The organism is Parasutterella muris (assembly GCF_943193095.1).
GTDB classification, from domain to species: Bacteria; Pseudomonadota; Gammaproteobacteria; order Burkholderiales; family Burkholderiaceae_F; genus Parasutterella; species Parasutterella muris.
Genome location: NZ_CALPCV010000019.1, coordinates 28,385 through 45,810 on the forward strand (window position 1 = coordinate 28,385; position 17,426 = coordinate 45,810).

Consider the following 17,426-nt stretch of genomic DNA (forward strand, 5'->3'; position numbering starts at 1 on the left):
TTTATTGCAATGTAACGGATACGATGTATGGCACAGAAAGATAAGAAAATTGTGACCCTTTTAGATGTACCTCAGGGCGCGACGTGTGTTCTGGTGGGTTGGGGCGGTTTAGAGACGCAGGATGTAAAAAAACTGACCGATGTCGGTGTTTTTTTAGATCTTCCGCTGATCGTCCTGAATGTAACGTCTTCCGGACCGATCGTTGTCGCAATCAATGACGCGCATATCGCGATCGGAGCCAACACCGCAAAGCACATGCAGGTTTATCTGAAGGAATAAATATCAATGCTTTTAAAAGATATGAAACCGGGCGAAAAAGGAATTATCGTTCAGTTCAGGCCCGGACAAATTGAATATCGCAGGCGTCTTCTTGCTCTTGGCGCGCTTCCTGGCACCAAGTTTGAAGTCGCGCGGGTTGCGCCTTTGGGAGATCCGGTGGAAATCAAACTTCGCGGCTCTTTCATCAGCGTGAGAAAGGGAGAGATTGAAATCTTGGACGTTAAACCGCTCGATTAATTAGTGCAATGAAGAAGAATATTATCGCTGTGGTCGGCAACCCGAACTGCGGCAAGACGACTCTATTTAACGGACTGACAGGATCACATCAGACGGTCGGCAACTGGCCCGGCGTAACGGTCGAACAGATCGTCGGAGAGTTCACCTACAAGGATCGTCAGGTCAAAATCGTTGATCTTCCCGGTATCTACTCCCTTCAGCCGAGTTCGGCTTCGAGCGAGGACGAGCGCGTCGCGCGCGACTACATCCTTCAGGACGAAGCCGAACTTATCGTCAATATCGTGGATGCGAGCAATTTGGAGCGCAACCTGTATCTGACGACTCAGCTCATTGAGATGCAGGTACCGATGATTGTGGTGCTCAATATGCTTGACATGGCTGAGAAGCATCAGCTCAGTATTGATCCGAAGAAGCTTCGTGATCAGCTCGGCTGCCCCGTCATCGGTATCGTGGCAGCTAAAGAGCGCGGCTTAAAAGAGCTGTGCGCCATGATTGATTCCGAGCTCAATAATCTTAAAGTGCCGCCGAATCCCATCCGATTCAGCGACAAAATCGAAAAAGCCCGAGACAAAATCGCAGCGCTTCTGGAAAAGCAGGGCGTGGAGCGGGGCGCCTGGACTGCGGAACAGCTGCTTGAAGGCGACGCCGCGATGGATACCTACCTCAAGGGCGTTGATCTCACAGAAATCAATCAGATTATCGATGAGACGGATAAGGCTTATGAGGGAAACCTCGATATTGAAATGGCTGATGTACGTTATCAGTTCGTATCAAAGGTTACCGAAGCCTGCCTGACGCGCAACGGCGAAGTCACGCAGAGCACAACCGACAAAATCGATAAGATTGTTCTGAACCGCTGGCTCGGCATTCCGATTTTTCTGCTGATCATGTACCTGATGTTTGTCTTCTCGATTAACATCGGTTCCGCTTTTATCGATTTCTTTGATATTTTGTTCGGAGCGATCTTTGTTCAGGGATTTGGCAATCTGCTCACAAGCTGGGGAACGCCCGAATGGCTTAAAACGATTTTAGCCGACGGCATCGGCGGCGGGATCCAGACGGTTTCGACCTTCATTCCTGTGATCGCCTGCCTCTTTCTTTCGCTTTCATTCCTGGAAGATTCGGGCTATATGGCGCGTGCGGCCTTTGTGATGGACCGAATGATGCGCTTTCTGGGACTGCCCGGTAAATCCTTTGTGCCGCTCATTGTCGGCTTCGGCTGCGGTGTTCCGGCGATCATGGCCGCGCGTACCATGGAAAAGAAGTCCGATCGCATCACGACCGTCATGATGGCGCCTTTTATGAGCTGCGGCGCTCGTCTTCCGGTTTATGTGCTGTTTGCGACCACCTTCTGGCCGCTTGGCGGACAAAATCTGGTGTTCTCGCTTTATCTCATCGGTATTTTGGTCGCCATCATCACGGGATTCATCCTGAAACGCACCGCGCTTCGCGACGAAGCGGGCGCCTTTGTGATGGAAATTCCGCCGTATCACATGCCGACGATCAAGAACCTTGCGCTGCGTACCTGGGACCGCTTAAAGAGCTTTATCCTCAAAGCCGGTCAGCTGATCGTCATCATCGTCGCGGTACTCGCGTTTTTGAATTCTCTCGGAACGGACGGCTCGTTCGGCAACGAAGATACCGACAAATCCGTCCTTTCTCAGATCGGAAAGACGATCGTTCCGGCTTTTGAACCGATGGGACTTTCTCAGGAGAACTGGCCTGCCGCCGTAGGTGTCTTTACGGGCATTCTGGCAAAAGAAGCCGTTGTCGGAACGCTTGATTCTCTGTACTCGGGCATGGGCGACAAAATGGCCGGCGCCGACGAGAAAGCCAATGACGATGAGGACGAGCCCTTCAGTCTTGCCGCTGAAGCAAAACGCGCGGTTGATTCGGTCGGCGAGAATCTCTCTGAAATTGGCACCATGTTTATCGATCCGCTTGGCACAAACGTAGAGAAGGATCTGACGGACGTTGATGAGCAGGCGGCGCTGCAGGAAGTCGGCAGCGGTACGTTCCGCGCGATGAAGACACTCTTTGACGGTGAGCTTGGCGCTTTCAGCTATTTGCTGATGGTGCTTCTCTATATCCCTTGCTGTGCTTCGATCGGTGCGATGTACCGCGAAGTGGGAAGCGGCTGGACCGCGTTTGCTGCAGGTTGGACGCTTGTGGTCGGCTACGGCGTCTCAACGATCGTGTATCAGATCGGCCGCTTCAGCGCTCATCCGGTGTTCTCAGGAACCTGTATTGCTTTGTCGGCAGCCGCGATTCTGGCTTTTATCGTCGGACTCAGAATCAAGGGCCGCGGAGATTAACTTATGACTTTGACCGAACTTAAAGAATACGTTCAGGCCAGACGCATTGTTTCTGAGCGCGAAATCTCGCTTCATTTCCGGATTGAAGAATCCGCGATTGAACCGATGGCGCGACGCTGGGTCGAGAAGGGCCTAATGGCTATTGTTGACATGGACGGAACCAAGTGCGGCGGCTGCACGGCCTGCGCCGACGGAATCAAGCGCCATTACGAATGGCTCGGACCGCAGTCGGTCATGTTTAAAAAATAAAAAGTTATCCTCAGATTAAGGAAGGCTTCGACTAAAGTTCGCGCCTTCCTTAATTTTAATGACATGGAACCTCTTTGCTCCCAACGAGATCGAGGGAGCAAAATGGAAGTGATAACTTTCTCATTAAAGGTGATTCCATGTCAGTTAGTAGGATACTCGCAAAAACGATCGACCCCGACCTCGAATATGAAGTCATTGGTATTGATTTGGCCAAGAATTGTGTCAGTGCCGTTCTGTTAACAACAGATGGTGAAGTGATCGGTATTGATCGCCTTGACTATCCGGGGCTTGAGAAGAGCGCACAAGAGCTAAGCCCTACGATATTCGCCATGGAGCCGTGCACTGAAATGAATTATTTAGTCCAAAAGTTAGAGGGTTGGGGACATCGCTGCCTGGTTATCAGCGGCTAGAATGTGCGGGATTACATTGAATCTCATTTTCAAGTCAAAAAACTGATTTAAATGATGCTCAAGCACTGGCTTTTCTAGCCAAAGATACACAACTGAGAACGATCAAAGCCAAAGATCCGGAGCAACAAAAGTACGCGAGCTTAACAACGCTACGGGAACAATATATCAAGCAATATAGACAGACCATTGTGTCTTTAAAAGGGATTTGTCAAGCCTGGGGACTGAATATATCGAAAGGGATCAGCGGAAAAGCTCGACTGATAGACCTGATCGAGAGTTATGCGGCATTTCCAGAAGAGCTGAGAGCGGGACTTGTTGACATGGTCACACACGCTCAAACAACTCAAAAGGTCTTAAATAAAATCACTAACACTCTGGAGGAGTTAGCAAAAAACGATAAAGTCTGCCAACTAATTCAAACGATTCCAGGGCTAGGACCGATCTACAGCTGCAGACTGCGTGCAACCATCGGAGATATCAGGAGATTCAAAACTCCTAAAGATTTTCCTGCCTATTATGGCTTGGTACCGAGAAGCATTGCTACGGGGCACAACGAGAAGAAAGGAAAATTACCCATCGAGGAGACAAAACAATGAGATCCCTAATGGTGCAAGGCGCTGGGTGTGTAGTCATTATGGCTACCAAAGGAACATTGGGGTCCAAGTAATTAACGAAGTGGATTCTAAAGAAACAAAAAGAGAAAATGCCGTGGGGAAAGCTTGTATGCGCCGTTGCTGCAAAGCTTTTACGGATTGTTAGAGCTGTTCTTATCAGCAATAAACCATACAACCCGAAAATAGCAGGGGTTGCGAAATCTTCATTGCCCAAAGGGATCTAGAGATTTAACTTACAGTTCGAGCACAATCGTCTACAACTAAGCATGAGAAAGCCGAAAGGCCCGCTCAACAGCCCGGAAGACACAATTAGCTTTACAGCCATCTAATTTTAAGGGGCACGGGCGGACTGATCTTGAAGTTCATGGTAGGCAAATAGAATCAAATGAGATTCTTGAAACAGCCAGAAGAGATTGGTAGATTGGCCTCTTCTGTATGCTGCAGCAGACTCATTTAACCTTGAACAAGATACCTAGATAATCAAAAAGCTATGGAGAGGAGTCTTGCTTCGCAAGACCAGAGAAAAACTCTACCCTAAAGTGCTTGACGATTGCCGGGGTTCCAGAGATTGTCTTGGAAAATGCTTTGGATAAGCAGCCTTTGCTGCGGTGTAAGTTCGTACAGGTCTTCAATCAGGCGGTTTACAGTATCTTCTCTGTCGGGGTTCTCTATAGCGGCCTTGACCGCTTCTGTCAAAGCGGTGTCATCTTCGGGAGAGAGTCTGGGCAGCGGAAGCTGACAGAGGTTGCCTTTAAGAATTTTGATCTCTTTAAAAAGCATTCGGTGCAGCGCGTTAAAGAGCGGACTGTTGAGAAGTCCCATGACGGAGTAAATGCTTAGGCCTTCAACGTCCGGAATTAGGATATTGGCACTGTTGAGCGCAAGACTGCGCTCGTTATCAATGGCAAAAACCAGCTTGGAGCCGATGAATTTGTACAGAAGTTTCGGAGACGTTCTGAAAAGCGCTTCAGGAGCGCACTGCTGAAAGTTCTGCGGCGTAAACCGAATAAACCGCTTTGGTGCGGATAGACGATAGGGCTGAATTTCTTTGCCTGTATAAATCGGTTCAAGCTCATCGGTTTGTTCTGTCTTCAGACACGTCTGATTGTTCCCTGTGACGATTCCCAAACCCCAGCGGCTGTTCACTAAACTGAGTGTGCCTTTTTTCTTTACCTGATTTAAAAGTTCAAGCGCTTCGCGCGAGACGGGCAGAAAGGTTTTATGAGCGGTGAGCTCAAACGAATGCAGCGGAATATCTGTCGTTTTACCGTCCGAGCGGACAAAGCGAACAGGCTCAGCGGGCGCGGATTTTTGATAAAGAAAGGAGACAAAATTTGTCTGAACGCCGGTAAAGCGCTCAGAAAAGACTCGAATTTGAAGAATTCGGCCTTCTTTGAGGGCTGATTCGCGGAAACGTCGATGTTTGGCGACGTTGAGCAGGGAAGAAGGGAGCAAAAAGTTCTGCTTTCCGCCTTTTTTAAGCAGATCAAAAGCCGCAAAGAAAAATTCGGAGGCTGTTTCATTAAAAACGGTTCTCGCTTCGCCGCCCCATGGCGGATTAGAGGCGGAAGCGTCAAAAGGACCGATGTCTTCAATCTGTTTTCTTTCCTCAGGGTTGAGAAAATTGAGAAGTCGGACGTCGGGATAGTGAAGCGCCTCAGGGTTCTGCGCAATGAGGTTGGCTTTTGCAATCATTACCGCGATCGGGTCAATGTCGTTTCCGACAACGCTGCAGCCGAGCCGAGCGGCTTCCAAAAGAAAAATTCCGCTTCCGCAGCAGGGATCAAGAAATTTCTCTCCGCTTGAGATATCAAGTTCCTGAAGCATCAAACGAGCGGTCTTTTGCGTTGTGTAGTAAGAACCGCGGATGTTTTTGTCTCCTTCACTTAAAAGCGACTGATAGATGGTCCCGAGAAGGTCCGATTCCTTGTCAAAGTTATCCGGCAAAACGATGGTCAGATCACTGACGCGCGGATATTCATCCAGAAACCGACGCGCAAGAGGCTCCTTTGCTCGGGACTTATCAATGGCGTTCAAGCACAGAGCGTGCATGATCTGCGCAATAGAAAAGCGCTCCCGCAGCGCAAAAAGAGATTCAATGAACGGAACCGAATCCTTGTTTTGAATCCGCTCAAGCGGGATAAAAGTTTTTTGAGATCGGCTTTTATTGGCACGCGACTTAAGCTTGTCTCCGAGATTCGGGGCAAGTTTCTGCCAGTTTCTTTTGGTCGCGCTGCTGATCGTCATTTTGTCTGTATTCCGTTTTGCCAAGTATAGCCTCAGGCTTTGCCTGCTCTGAGGTTTTATCTAATTACGCACAGAAAAACGGGCTTTCGGCCCGCCTGACGAATGCAGGCGGCGATAAGCCCGTTTATGCGCGTATTGGCGTGAATTATGCGAGTACGCTGCTCGGAACTGTGACTTCATAAGGAAGCGGCAGGATTTTAACCGGCTTGCTTTCAAGGAAGAGTTCGGAGTCCATGTATTCGTAATTAAGAACAAAGAGGAAGTGTTCTCCGTCGCTCTGGATAATTCTACCCATCGGCTCGTTTTCAACAAAGATTTCCTTGCCGGCGTCCGGATTTTCAACTTCTTTGCAGATGCCAAGGAACATACGGCGTTTTACTTTGCCGAGATTCTGAGTCTTAGAGACGATTTCCTGGCCGGTGTAGCAGCCCTTATTGGCGGCGATTGCGCCGATCAGGTCTAAATTCAGAGCCTGCGGCAGCCACTCAAGGCTTTCCGGTTTTTCAATCAGCGCGACGCCTTCTTCCATGAGAGAGCGGGCAAGGCGGTTCTTAGCATTGTAAGAGCCCATCATGTTGTCGGGAATCTGTCCGATAGCGATGAACTTACCGTGCATGCCCTGAGCGTCATTGCTCGGCAGACGAACTGTGATGACGGACTGACCGACATAGACGTCCATCGGGTTGCGCGGAAGAGCCGGGCAGGGAATATCTACAGCCTTGGCATCCGGAGAGCAGAAGTACGTGATGGCGTCCGGACGAAGCGAGAGTTCAACTTTGCTTCTCAGTACGAATTTGTTCAGGCGATCCACTTCAGCCTGCGCGATTGAAAGCGGCAGAAGCATTCCGAAACCGTTGGGAATACGGAAGATTAAAGAGGAAGCGGCGACACGACCCTGATGGTTGCAGGCTGCAGCCCAAGCCGCACGGTTTTCAGGAAGCTTTTTAACGTCCTGAGTCAGCATTCCCTGAAGAAATGTTTCTGCATCCTCACCGGTAATTGTGACGAAGCTAAACTGCTCTTCCTGGCTGAAAGTCCAGGAGCTTAATTCAAACATGCTCATATTGCTATTTGACTCCTAAAAAGATATCCGCATAAATTAGCAGAGTCCGACGATGGCGGCGTCGAGTTTTATGCATTTTGAGCAGATTTCATCCTCGGGATTGTTCTCATAATTGCGAGCGGCGCCGCAAAATTAAATTATGATTCACATATCGTTGAATTGGAGTTCCTGATGCTGCGTTTTATTAAATGGGCAGTGGCGATAGCGTTGGTTTCAGCGGTCGCTGCGGCCGGTTTTGCGTATTGGTATGTCGAAAAACGACCAATCGAATTGGAGGGCGGACAAAGCGAGATCATTCTTAAAGTAAAGCCGGCAAGCACTGTCAGGAATATCGCATCGGAACTTCTGAATGCTGGTGTCAAGGTCGATCCGAACGCCTTCCAGTGGGTATTTAAATATTTCGGCTCGGACCGTTCGATCCATGTCGGCCGCTATTTAATCAAGTCCGGCATGACGCTTAAGGAATTGGTAAAGCACATTTCCTCGGGCGAAGTCATCATGAGCAAATTTACCCTCATTGAAGGAACGGAAACGGCTAAGCTTTTGAAGAAAATTGCCGCGGACGATAATTTTGAGCATCCGCACGGTGAGCTCTCATCTCAGGATCTGATGAAAGAAGTTGGAGCGCCCGAAGGGACGCATCCCGAGGGCCAATTTGCGGCGGATACTTATGTCTTTGCGGCCGGCGTTCCCGACACGATCATCCTTCGCCGTATGTACCGGGAGCAGCAGCAGCGCCTGAACGCGGTTTGGGAATCTCGAGATAAAAACATTGCGGTTAAAACGCCTTATGAACTTTTAATTCTCGCGAGCCTGATTGAAAAAGAAACGGGCGATTCTAAAGACCGTACTTTGGTCTCGAGCGTCTTTAACAACCGGCTTAAAAAGGGCATGCTCCTGCAGACGGATCCGACAGTTGTCTACGGGATAGAAAATTTTGACGGCCGTATTCTTAAATCGCACCTGAAGACGGATCATCCGTACAATACGTACACCAGAGCGGGCCTTCCGCCAACGCCGATCTGCAATCCGGGAGAAGCTTCGCTTGTGGCTGCCGCGCATCCGGCTCAGACTGACTATCTCTATTTTGTCGCGAAGGGAAACAGCGGCCAGTCGCATTTTTCTAAGACTCTGAAAGAACACAATGCCGCTGTTCAGAAATATTTGCGTAATCCCGGGAGCTGATTTTGGAAAAAGGAAAATTGATTACGGTTGAGGGCGTTGACGGCGCCGGCAAAAGCACTCAGATGGCGGTGATCGATCAGGCGCTGCGAGAGCGCGGCATTGATTTGGTGAGAACTCGTGAGCCCGGCGGTCCCGAGACCGCGGAAAAGATTCGCAAGTTGCTTTTAAATGAACCGATGAGCCCGAAGTGCGAACTTATGCTGATGTTCGCGGCACGTGAAGAGAATCTCGACAAAATTATTCGTCCTGCGCTCGCTAAGGGACAATGGGTACTTTGCGATCGGTTTACCGACGCTTCATACGCTTATCAGGGATACGGAAGAGGCCGGTCAATTGAAGAAATCAGAGCGCTCGAAAATTTTGTTCATCCGGACTTAAAGCCGGATTTAACTGTGCTGTTTGATGTACCGACAGAAGTGGCCGCGGCCCGATTAAGCCGCAAGCTCGACCGCTTTGAGAAAGAAAGTCAGGACTTTCATCGCCGTGTCCGCGAGGGCTATCTCAGAATGGCTAAAGCCGAACCCGAGCGTTTTTATGTGGTTGACGGAACTCAGACGCCGGAACAGATTTCCGCGCAGCTTCGAGAGGTGTTTGCTCAATGGAAATAACCGATTTATATCCTTGGCTGGAGAGGCCGGCGGCAGCGCTTCGCAAAATGAGAGATAAGCTTCCGGGCGGCGTGCTGATTTACGGTCCCAGAGGCAGCGGAGCCTATGAACTAGCGGCTTCGTTTGCGGCTTCCGTAGTGTGTTCGTCTCCCAAGGACGGCGTCGCCTGCGGCAGCTGCGCGGACTGCCGTCTGGTGCAGGCAGGTACCCATCCGGATCTGAAGTACGTGCTGAGCGAGACCGAAGCGGCGCTTCGGCCTGAGCCCTGGAACGGCAAAATTCAGCCGCTTCCTAAAGGCAAGTCCTTTTCCAAACAGATTCTTATTGAACAGGTGCGTGAAATCGGTGAGTACTTGTCGGTTACGGCATTCCGCTCGGATCATCGCGCGGTACTGATTTATCCGGCCGATTCCATGGGCGAGGATCAGAGTTCGGCGCTTTTAAAAACGCTGGAGGAGCCGCCCGAAGGCGCGGTGCTTATCCTTGTCGCGGACGATGTCAGCTCCATTCTTCCGACCATTCGTTCGCGCTGTCAGCTCGTTCGAGTCGCGCCGCCGACACGCGAGCAGGGCATCGCCTATCTGAAATCTCAAAAGGTTCGGAACCCCGAGTCCGAACTTGCGCGTTTGGGCGGACTTCCGCTGCTGATTCATGAGAGCGGCGCCAATCTGCTTTTGGAAAAGAAGGACGAGAAGATGATTCTTGATCTTCTTGCTAAGGGTGCGTTGATGACGTCCGGAGATGTGCTTGAAGCTGTTAAGAACGACTTGACGATCGGGCCTCTGGTCGCGGTGATGCAGCGCTGGTGCTGGGATATCAGCTCGCAGTCAATGGGTTTGGAAAGCCGCTATTTTCCTGACTATGCGGCCGCTGTTCAATCGCTTTCGGCTCAGATCGATATCCGCAGGTTTCAGGAATTTAACGCTAAGCTCAATCAGGCGAGCCGAAGCAAGGATCATCCTCTGAGTAAAAAGCTTGTCGCGCAGACACTGCTGATGGATTACGCATCCGCGCTTAAAGCGTCTCAGAAAAATTACTGATTTTTCTCCAGTCGCTTAAAGCTTTCGAGGATTTCCTTCTGATCCGGTGCGATGTATTTTGTCGTGGTATTGACAGACGCGTGTCCGAGCGCGTTCTGTACCACGTTTACAGGCATAACTTCAAGACTTGTCACCGCGAACGTATGACGCAGCCAGTGCAGGGAACTTGCCCTAAGCTTAGCCGAATCTCTCGGCCGCTCTTTGTGAAGCGCGGCCGCAACCTCTTCAAGGAATTTCTGCAGAATCAGGTAAAGGCCTGAACGGGAGAGTCCTTCGGAAGCGGCGCCCTTGCTGCCCGGGCGTAAAGAAGCAAGAATCGGAATATCTCGGCCCTCTTCTTCGAGCAGAAGAGGACGACGCCGGTAAGCAAGATAGTCATTGATGATTCTTTCCTGCGCCTCAGAAATCGGAAGACGTCTTTCTTTATCGCCTTTTCCGACGATATCGATGACGAGTTCCTCGTTTTGTCCGTAACGGGCGATCTGTATCCATCCGCAGCGAGCATTGAGCATTTCGCTGGCGCGCATACCGAGGCCTTTGCCAAGCAGGAGCATGACCTTAAGCCGCGCTTTCAGAATATCGTCGGGCTGTTTATCGAGATACTCCTCGATTTCTTCCCACTGTTCTTTGGTCAGCGAGCGGTCTGCGAATTCCTTCGGCTTGCCTTCTCCCGGAAGCAGCTGCACTTTGCTTGAGATCTGGTCAAAAGGATTAAAGCGCAGATACCCGGTCTTATGCAGAAAGGTAAAGAGCTGCCGCACGATTGTCGAAGCGGCTTTTCGACTGGAGAAGGAGAGGGCGCAGTTAAATGGGCGCCAATCTCGGGAGTCACGAGGAATATTTTTAGGCCCCAACCAAACCGTCTGCGGCTGCAGCCATCGCTGCGACCACGTCTGCTCGTCAGTGCGTCCGAGCATTTGCAGCCAGGTTAGATAATCAGAGCACTCGCTGATTTTGGCCGATGAAAGCGGAATATGTTTTTCCAGCAGACACCAGAGCAGAAAGCGTTCTCCTTCGCGGCGATATGCGTTCAGGGTATTGGCGTTGGTCGCCTTGGCTTTTAACCAGAGCGTCACCGCCTCTTTGTCGGAATCCACATCCAGAGCGCATTCGCTTTTATCGCCGCGATTGGAGCCGTTTGAACCGTCAAACTGAGGCGGAACCGACAGATGTTCAAGCGGCTGAACCTCACTGTTCGGCTTTTGCGGCTGTCCAAGGATGCGCTTGCCGCTTCGATCCAAAATGAGGTCGTGCCAAAGGGCGCCCCCGACTTCTTCGATTTCTTCATTTTTATAGAATCGTTTGCCGAGGTCTTCCGCTTTTTTGCGTACCGTATCGGGGAGCTCCAGTCCGACGTTTCGGCGCGCATGCATCCAGGAAATTATGCCGTTAGCCCGGCTCTTGGAGAGACCGAGTTCTTTCCACCAGCCGTTGGGATTTTCGTACATGCGGTCAAGCAGATCATCGAGGCAGGAAATGCCTCTGTCGCTCAGATCGTCGGCAACCGGTTTTAGAAAGTAGCGTTTGAGCGGTAAATCAAAGTCAAACTCTTGTTTCACTTAATGCTCCCGGAAATTAAATGCGTTAGCCGTTGTCTTTAGGATGTGCCGGTTATTCTACCGTCTTCACAAAAAGGTTAGAAATCGTCACAGACAGACACGATGCGTTTGTATTTGTAACCAGAAGAGGCACAAGGAAAATAAAATTAACATTTGAATTTTTGCGCTGAAGAACTTTGGCTAATATTAAACCACGGCACTGATATGGGTGCCGCGTTATAAAGAAGAAGGAAAGACAAATGGCAATCTCCAAGAAGACTCTGACAGCAGCAGCGCTTACTGGCATTCTCGTTCTTGCTTCCGGCACGGCAGCCGCATGGTGCGGCGGTTATCGCGGAAATGTTCAGAACTACAGCTGTCCTCAGGCCGGCTGCACTTTCAACGGCCCGCATAACCATTATATTCCCGGCCGCGGATGCGCAAACGCCCAGCAGTTCCATAAAACTCCGAAGAAAGCTTTCGGCAGCTATGAGCAGCGCAAAGTCTATCTTCGCGGTCTTCTGAATCTGACAGACGCTCAGAAGCCGGCTTTTGATGCCTACATTGCGGCCGCTGACGAAGCCCACAACCTTAGAGGTCAGTTCAAGTTCGATCCCAATGCCTCTCGTCAGGATCAGCTGAAAGCACGCATTGAGAATCAGAAAGTCAGACTTGCAGCTTTGGAAAAAGTCGCTCAGGCAAGAGCCGATCTCGTTAAAGCTCTGAGCGCTGAGCAGGTCCAAGCGCTTGAAGGTTTCGAGGCTCGCTCTCACAAGCGTCCTATGGCCCAGAATCCGCACGGCTTTGGTCCTCAGGGTGTACATCCGCATGGAGCTCCTGTGGCGCCTGTCGCTCCGAGAAATCTTTAATTTCGGGTTTAGTCCTGCTTCGGATTTAATTCCGATCCGGTAGGAACTCGCAAAGGAGGGGACGCATTAGCGTCCCCTTCGTCGTTTAAGCAGCTTTGTTTTTGCAGTGCCGGTTGTGTTCGGAATTTAGGCCGTTAGAAGGCCGAGTTCAGAAAAAATTTCGACCCGCATAGTTTGCCGAAATAAAGGCTTTTTTAGCGCGCAGACAGTTCGGAGGCCGTTATATTTGTTCGGGTTTTCGAACAGTAAAAACGAAAAGGCCCGAAATAAAATTCGGGCCCTTTCGGAATATGATGTCGAGTACTAAACACGCGGGATAACTTCGGTCCGTCAGTAAATTCGGGAAAATTATCCTTTATTCGCGATGAAAAATCATTAAAAAATGATTCTATCAGGCCGGGATCTTCATAAAGACTTCCGGCCGGGAGTAAGGCGACAATTCTGTCTTCAGCTTCAATTACTCTTCGCCGTCAACAACCTGTTTGAACAGTGTGCCGGGGATGAACTTAGGAATGGTCTTTGATTTCACTTCCATGCTTTCGCCCGTATGCGGGTTACGGATCGATCTGCCTTTTCTTTCAACTTGTCTGAAAGTGCCGAATCCGACTAAGACAACGGGATCTCCGTCTTTAACGGACTGGATGATGGTGCGAATCATGGTGTTGACCGCTCGTCCCGCCATATCTTTTGTGATTGCGTTTTCTTCCGCGATGATCTCAATAAGCTGTTGCTTGTTCATAACCGTTCCAAATGAAAAAGTTTCCTTGGGGGAGTAATTAAAAAATCTGCTTTAGGAATATATTATCAATATTCGGCCCTTGTGCGCCAAAACTTGTGACAAGCATCATGAATTCGGATGAGTTTTTGAAATTATTTAAAGGAAGTTTGAGCTCGATCAAATATTGATCAAATTTTTCCCATGTTCCTATTGACAAATTCATCTTTTCTGATTTTTTTTCTCCAAAAACTCCAAATAGACGTGATAGCGCAAGAAAGCGACTCTCAAAGTAAAGTCGAAGTCTGAGCTCAAAAAAAAATCCCTCCGAAACGGAAGGATTTATTGGCGTTTAAATGGCAGTTACCACCCGAATACCAAGATGGCAAGCAGTGTACCCGGCCATAAAAGCGCACCGATAACTACATAACAGATATTAAAAGCGAAATCGAGGAGGCTTGTCCAAAGCTCTGCGATCACAGGGACATATGACCACAGGAAGATAAACATCGCAATTGCGCAAAGGAAATAGAAAATACTGAAATAATTAACGAATTTTTGAGTTGTGCGATAAATCATATACGCCCTCCTGTTCTGCTAACAGCAACTCTAGCCCAGATTGCCGAGACATAAAAATACCACCGCCTATTTTAGGTCGTTTCTACTTATTTGTACGATTATCTGTTTGATCGGAAATTTGCGGTATTTGCGGTACTGCCGTTATTTAGAAGCAATCGGCCGGTTCGCTGCAAAGCCTTCAGTGCTAGAATGTACAGCGCTTTTGTTTGGGTCTTTGTGCAGAAAAAATATCCGGAAGCAGGCTGCCGTCGAGTGTGATTTTCCGGCCGGTTTACCTATGAGTAATAAATTTTAAAAATACCTCTATGAATATAAGCCGTCACAGGCGGAGGATAGGGAAAAATCGGTCCTTTGCTTTCCTGCGTTGAAAACAGAGGCCTTTTTTGAAGAGGTTTGGAATCTGCCGGTTTGTTTAAGTGCGGCAAAAATCTCAGGTTTTGATCCTGAAGACGCTGACATGGAATGAGTTCAAAAGCATTAAAGCTGCCGTAAATGCTATTGGTCTTGAAAAGCGGCATTAGAATGGTAATCAGCAAACATTGATGCAGAGGGCAATCATGACAGTCAAAGATCCGCTGGCAGATGAAGTTTTAAGTTCGGAAGTTAAATACAAAGGCAGTTTTCTGCAAGTTATCCGTGACGAGGTTAGGACTCCCGACGGCGTGATTTCCTGTCGCGAATATCTTCGCCATCCCGGAGCGGCGGCAATTATTCCGATGTTTGATGACGGACGAGTCATTCTTGAAAAGCAGTATCGTCATCCGCTTAGAAAGACATTCTTAGAAATTCCGGCCGGAAAACTTGATCCGAGAGAATCTCCTTTGAACTGCGCCAAACGCGAATTGATTGAAGAGACGGGTTATGAGGCTTCTGAGTGGAAGCTTTTAGGACGCTTTAACAACGCGATCGGATACTCTGACGAAGAAATCACAGTCTTTCTTGCCCGAGATTTGAAGAAAGTAGGGCAACATTTAGATCCGGGAGAGGTTCTTGAGCTTGTCGAGATGCCATGGACGGAGCTGGTCAGTAAAAGCCTTAACGGTGAGATCAGAGATGTGAAGACCATCGTTGCAGCCATGTGGCTTGCTCACGAAATGGCGGACTGATTTTTAAAGACATTTTTTATTTCGCTCTCGATTCGGGCGTTGTTTTTCCCTAACGGCTGACGGTCCATTAATAATTGCGGTAAAGGACGGTTAGTGATGAGCTTTTGGTCAAAATTAAAAGAAAAGAGTATTACCTTTTCAGGCTTTTTAAGGCTTGTGGTGCTCCTTTGCTCGATCGTTTTGATCGGCTGTATTTCGTACGACACATTTTTATTCAGCAATCCGTTTGCGCAAAGCGAGTTCACACAGAAGGTACAGTTCTGGGTTTGCATCTTTTTTATGCTGGACATCGTGCTTGAGTTTGTAGTGACCAAGCATAAGAGCCGCTATCTCCTTGCGTATTTTCTTTTATTTATTGCCTGTATTCCTTGGATTACCGTACTTCCGATGATTCCGAACTTAAGGATTCCGGACGATGTCTTATACATGCTTCGCTTTATGCCGCTGATTCGAAGCTGTTACGCGCTCGCGATTGTTGTAGGCTGGTTTACATTTCGCCGGTCATCCGCGCTTTTTATGACGTACATGGTGATCCTGCTTTCCGGAATTTATGTCGGTAGTCTGGCGTTCTATGTCTGCGAGGTCAATGTCAATCCGCTTGTGAAAACCTACTGGGACGCGCTTTGGTGGGCCGGGATGGAGGCGATTACAGTGGGCTGCAACATTGAGGCAGTAACGCCGATAGGCAAGATCCTCTCGGTGATTGTGGCGGTGCTCGGCCTGCTGATCATTCCGATGTTTACTGTTTACGTGTCTAATATTGTCGGTCTGTTCCAGACGATGTCAAAGACAGCGGCTGAAGACGGGGATACGTCCTCCAAGCGTGCAGACAGTACAGAAAAGCATTGAACATAGCTGTATCAGGTGAGCGGCATGAGGATAAAGGGGTAGGCAGTGGTTTGTCCGAGTGGAATCCAATTTTGATTTTCATAGTAGAATAGGCGCTTCCGCGAGTGTGGCGAAATTGGTAGACGCGCTAGATTTAGGTTCTAGTGTCCTAGACGTGACGGTTCGAGTCCGTCCACTCGCACCATAATCCCCGCACGTATCGGCACATAGAGGCACTTCAGGGAAAATCACCTTCCTTTTATGTACATATCGGCGCATAATTGCACGTCAGTAGAGATAAATTAGAGATACGGTTAGAGATATGGCTCCAGAATTTTATAGACACGAGAGGATCGGAAAAATCTAAGACTGGAGAACAAATTAGTCCGGCTACTGTGATTCGGGAGTACTGCCATATCATTGGAGTTTTAAATCACGCCGTCCGAAAAGGCATCTTACTCAAATCTCCAGCCGTTGGCATTCGGCTGCCTAAAAAAACAGAACATCGTGAAAGGGTCGCTACAGAGGAGGAAATCCAAAAGCTGGTGGCGGCAGTGGGATGGGATGGTGTTTCCGCTCCGGAAAATTTGATCCAGTTAGTTATTCTGGCGTTTGTTCTCTCATGTAGGACAAGGATGAGAGCCGGAAAAATTTTAAGCACGTGTTTGTAAGGAATAACGCCTAATCGCTCAAAAAGGCCCTTTTCAGTATCCTGTACTGCGTATATGCGGTTTAATAATTAAATTTTTGCGGAAGAAAAAATGAAATTAGCGGAAGCTTTGAGAGAAAGAAAAGAGCTGACTTCAACAATAGAGGTGCTGAGGACGCGGTTGCTGCAGAATGCAACGATTCAGGAGGGAACGAAGCCGACTGAGGATCCGATCGAAATAATGCAGGCACTGAATAATGCAGTTTCAAGAAGTATTGAACTTATCTGCAGAATCAACCGCACGAATTCTGAAAGCGTCTTGGATGGAAGGCCTTTGGGAGACTGGGTCGTAGAGAGAGACCAACTCATGAAGAAAGCTTCTGTTTACAGAGAGTTCGCAAACAAAGCCGGCTCGGTTGTGGATCGTTATTCTCGATCGGAAATTTTGATTATTCCGACAGTGAACGTTAAGGAATATCAGAAAAAGGCTGATGAATTAGCTAAAGAAGTGCGTGAGCTGGATAATAAGATTCAGCAGGCCAATTGGAATATTGACTTGCTTTAATGAAAGCAGAGTAGAGAAAAGAGGCGAAAGCAAATCTTCGACAATGTCCCGGAGAGCCAAGGACCTGGTGTTACTTTAACGGCTCCAACGGTGAACATGAGAACTGATGCACCTGTACATCTGACAACCGTGCTTTGATCTTTCTCGAGGGTGGGGCAGTGGGATAACTGCTTTCAAACATAATTTTCAGTCGCTTTTGTATTAATAATTCATACGACAACGGGGCCGGACCCCTCCTTCAGGATCCGGCTTCAAATACAGTAGCCTCTTTGGGGTAGAGAAACCGAAGAGGGAGTTCCATTTCCGAAGCTTATTTCAAAAGAAAAATCC

Annotated in this window: 18 protein-coding genes and 1 tRNA gene; 14 read left to right on the plus strand and 5 right to left on the minus strand. The window is 48.9% G+C overall.

What is annotated here, in order from left to right:
- Positions 1 to 27 precede the first annotated feature (27 nt).
- The 6 genes from NFR90_RS07920 (at position 28) to NFR90_RS07945 (ending at position 4,086) form a co-directional block, all read left to right on the plus strand.
- A complete protein-coding gene (locus NFR90_RS07920) occupies positions 28 to 279 on the plus strand; it encodes a FeoA family protein (RefSeq protein WP_251452106.1) in 252 nt (83 codons plus the stop codon).
- Between the two features lie 6 nt (positions 280 to 285).
- The gene (locus NFR90_RS07925) at positions 286 to 516 is read left to right on the plus strand and encodes a FeoA family protein (RefSeq protein ID WP_160335329.1); all 231 of its coding nucleotides are present in this window, start codon (positions 286 to 288) and stop codon (positions 514 to 516) included.
- 8 nt (positions 517 to 524) lie between these two features.
- A complete protein-coding gene (gene feoB / locus NFR90_RS07930) occupies positions 525 to 2,831 on the plus strand; it encodes a Fe(2+) transporter permease subunit FeoB (protein ID WP_251452116.1) in 2,307 nt (768 codons plus the stop codon).
- Positions 2,832 to 2,834: 3 nt separating this feature from the next.
- Entirely contained in the window at positions 2,835 to 3,080 is a 246-nt protein-coding gene (locus tag NFR90_RS07935) for a FeoC-like transcriptional regulator (protein WP_251452118.1), read from the plus strand.
- 137 nt (positions 3,081 to 3,217) lie between these two features.
- Positions 3,218 to 3,490 carry a hypothetical protein gene (locus NFR90_RS07940; protein ID WP_251452120.1) on the plus strand — a complete coding sequence of 91 codons (273 nt, stop codon included), beginning with the start codon at positions 3,218 to 3,220 and terminating at the stop codon, positions 3,488 to 3,490.
- A 188-nt stretch (positions 3,491 to 3,678) separates the two neighbouring features.
- Positions 3,679 to 4,086: a transposase gene (locus NFR90_RS07945; protein WP_251452122.1), complete on the plus strand. Its 408-nt coding sequence runs from the start codon at positions 3,679 to 3,681 to the stop codon at positions 4,084 to 4,086.
- 552 nt (positions 4,087 to 4,638) lie between these two features.
- Here NFR90_RS07945 and NFR90_RS07950 read toward each other — a convergent pair.
- The gene (locus NFR90_RS07950; protein WP_251452124.1) at positions 4,639 to 6,351 is read right to left on the minus strand and encodes a TaqI-like C-terminal specificity domain-containing protein; all 1,713 of its coding nucleotides are present in this window, start codon (positions 6,349 to 6,351) and stop codon (positions 4,639 to 4,641) included.
- 145 nt (positions 6,352 to 6,496) lie between these two features.
- A complete protein-coding gene (gene ygfZ, locus NFR90_RS07955) occupies positions 6,497 to 7,414 on the minus strand; it encodes a CAF17-like 4Fe-4S cluster assembly/insertion protein YgfZ (RefSeq protein ID WP_251452127.1) in 918 nt (305 codons plus the stop codon).
- A gap of 171 nt (positions 7,415 to 7,585) precedes the next feature.
- On the opposite strand from ygfZ, the gene mltG reads away from it, so the two are divergent.
- Genes mltG through NFR90_RS07970 form a run of 3 tightly spaced genes read left to right on the plus strand, consistent with a single transcriptional unit; the run spans position 7,586 to position 10,247 of the window.
- Complete coding sequence (gene mltG, locus NFR90_RS07960) at positions 7,586 to 8,599, plus strand: endolytic transglycosylase MltG (protein WP_251452131.1); 1,014 nt, start codon at positions 7,586 to 7,588, stop codon at positions 8,597 to 8,599.
- Positions 8,600 to 8,601: 2 nt separating this feature from the next.
- A complete protein-coding gene (gene tmk, locus NFR90_RS07965) occupies positions 8,602 to 9,207 on the plus strand; it encodes a dTMP kinase (protein ID WP_202074568.1) in 606 nt (201 codons plus the stop codon).
- Positions 9,198 to 10,247: a DNA polymerase III delta subunit-related protein gene (locus NFR90_RS07970; protein WP_251452133.1), complete on the plus strand. Its 1,050-nt coding sequence runs from the start codon at positions 9,198 to 9,200 to the stop codon at positions 10,245 to 10,247. The genes tmk and NFR90_RS07970 overlap by 10 nt, the downstream gene beginning before the upstream one ends.
- Here NFR90_RS07970 and NFR90_RS07975 read toward each other — a convergent pair.
- Positions 10,241 to 11,806: a tyrosine-type recombinase/integrase gene (locus NFR90_RS07975; RefSeq protein ID WP_251452135.1), complete on the minus strand. Its 1,566-nt coding sequence runs from the start codon at positions 11,804 to 11,806 to the stop codon at positions 10,241 to 10,243. The two genes, NFR90_RS07970 and NFR90_RS07975, sit on opposite strands and share 7 nt — an antisense overlap.
- A gap of 239 nt (positions 11,807 to 12,045) precedes the next feature.
- On the opposite strand from NFR90_RS07975, the gene NFR90_RS07980 reads away from it, so the two are divergent.
- Positions 12,046 to 12,654 carry a Spy/CpxP family protein refolding chaperone gene (locus tag NFR90_RS07980; RefSeq protein WP_251452136.1) on the plus strand — a complete coding sequence of 203 codons (609 nt, stop codon included), beginning with the start codon at positions 12,046 to 12,048 and terminating at the stop codon, positions 12,652 to 12,654.
- 457 nt (positions 12,655 to 13,111) lie between these two features.
- Here the strand turns inward: NFR90_RS07980 and NFR90_RS07985 are convergent, their stop codons facing one another.
- Both NFR90_RS07985 and NFR90_RS07990 read right to left on the minus strand, forming a co-directional pair.
- Positions 13,112 to 13,393, minus strand: a complete 282-nt coding sequence (locus NFR90_RS07985) for an HU family DNA-binding protein (protein ID WP_160335340.1) — start codon at positions 13,391 to 13,393, stop codon at positions 13,112 to 13,114.
- A 339-nt stretch (positions 13,394 to 13,732) separates the two neighbouring features.
- Positions 13,733 to 13,948 (minus strand): hypothetical protein, encoded by a 216-nt coding sequence (locus NFR90_RS07990; protein ID WP_160336155.1) that lies wholly within the window; start codon positions 13,946 to 13,948, stop codon positions 13,733 to 13,735.
- Between the two features lie 557 nt (positions 13,949 to 14,505).
- On the opposite strand from NFR90_RS07990, the gene NFR90_RS07995 reads away from it, so the two are divergent.
- The 4 genes from NFR90_RS07995 (at position 14,506) to NFR90_RS08010 (ending at position 17,096) form a co-directional block, all read left to right on the plus strand.
- Entirely contained in the window at positions 14,506 to 15,054 is a 549-nt protein-coding gene (locus NFR90_RS07995) for an NUDIX domain-containing protein (RefSeq protein WP_251452137.1), read from the plus strand.
- Positions 15,055 to 15,150: 96 nt separating this feature from the next.
- The gene (locus NFR90_RS08000; RefSeq protein ID WP_160336153.1) at positions 15,151 to 15,903 is read left to right on the plus strand and encodes an ion channel; all 753 of its coding nucleotides are present in this window, start codon (positions 15,151 to 15,153) and stop codon (positions 15,901 to 15,903) included.
- A 100-nt stretch (positions 15,904 to 16,003) separates the two neighbouring features.
- Positions 16,004 to 16,087: transfer RNA gene (locus tag NFR90_RS08005), tRNA-Leu, on the plus strand.
- A gap of 556 nt (positions 16,088 to 16,643) precedes the next feature.
- Positions 16,644 to 17,096 (plus strand): DIP1984 family protein, encoded by a 453-nt coding sequence (locus NFR90_RS08010; protein ID WP_160336152.1) that lies wholly within the window; start codon positions 16,644 to 16,646, stop codon positions 17,094 to 17,096.
- Positions 17,097 to 17,426: the final 330 nt, after the last annotated feature.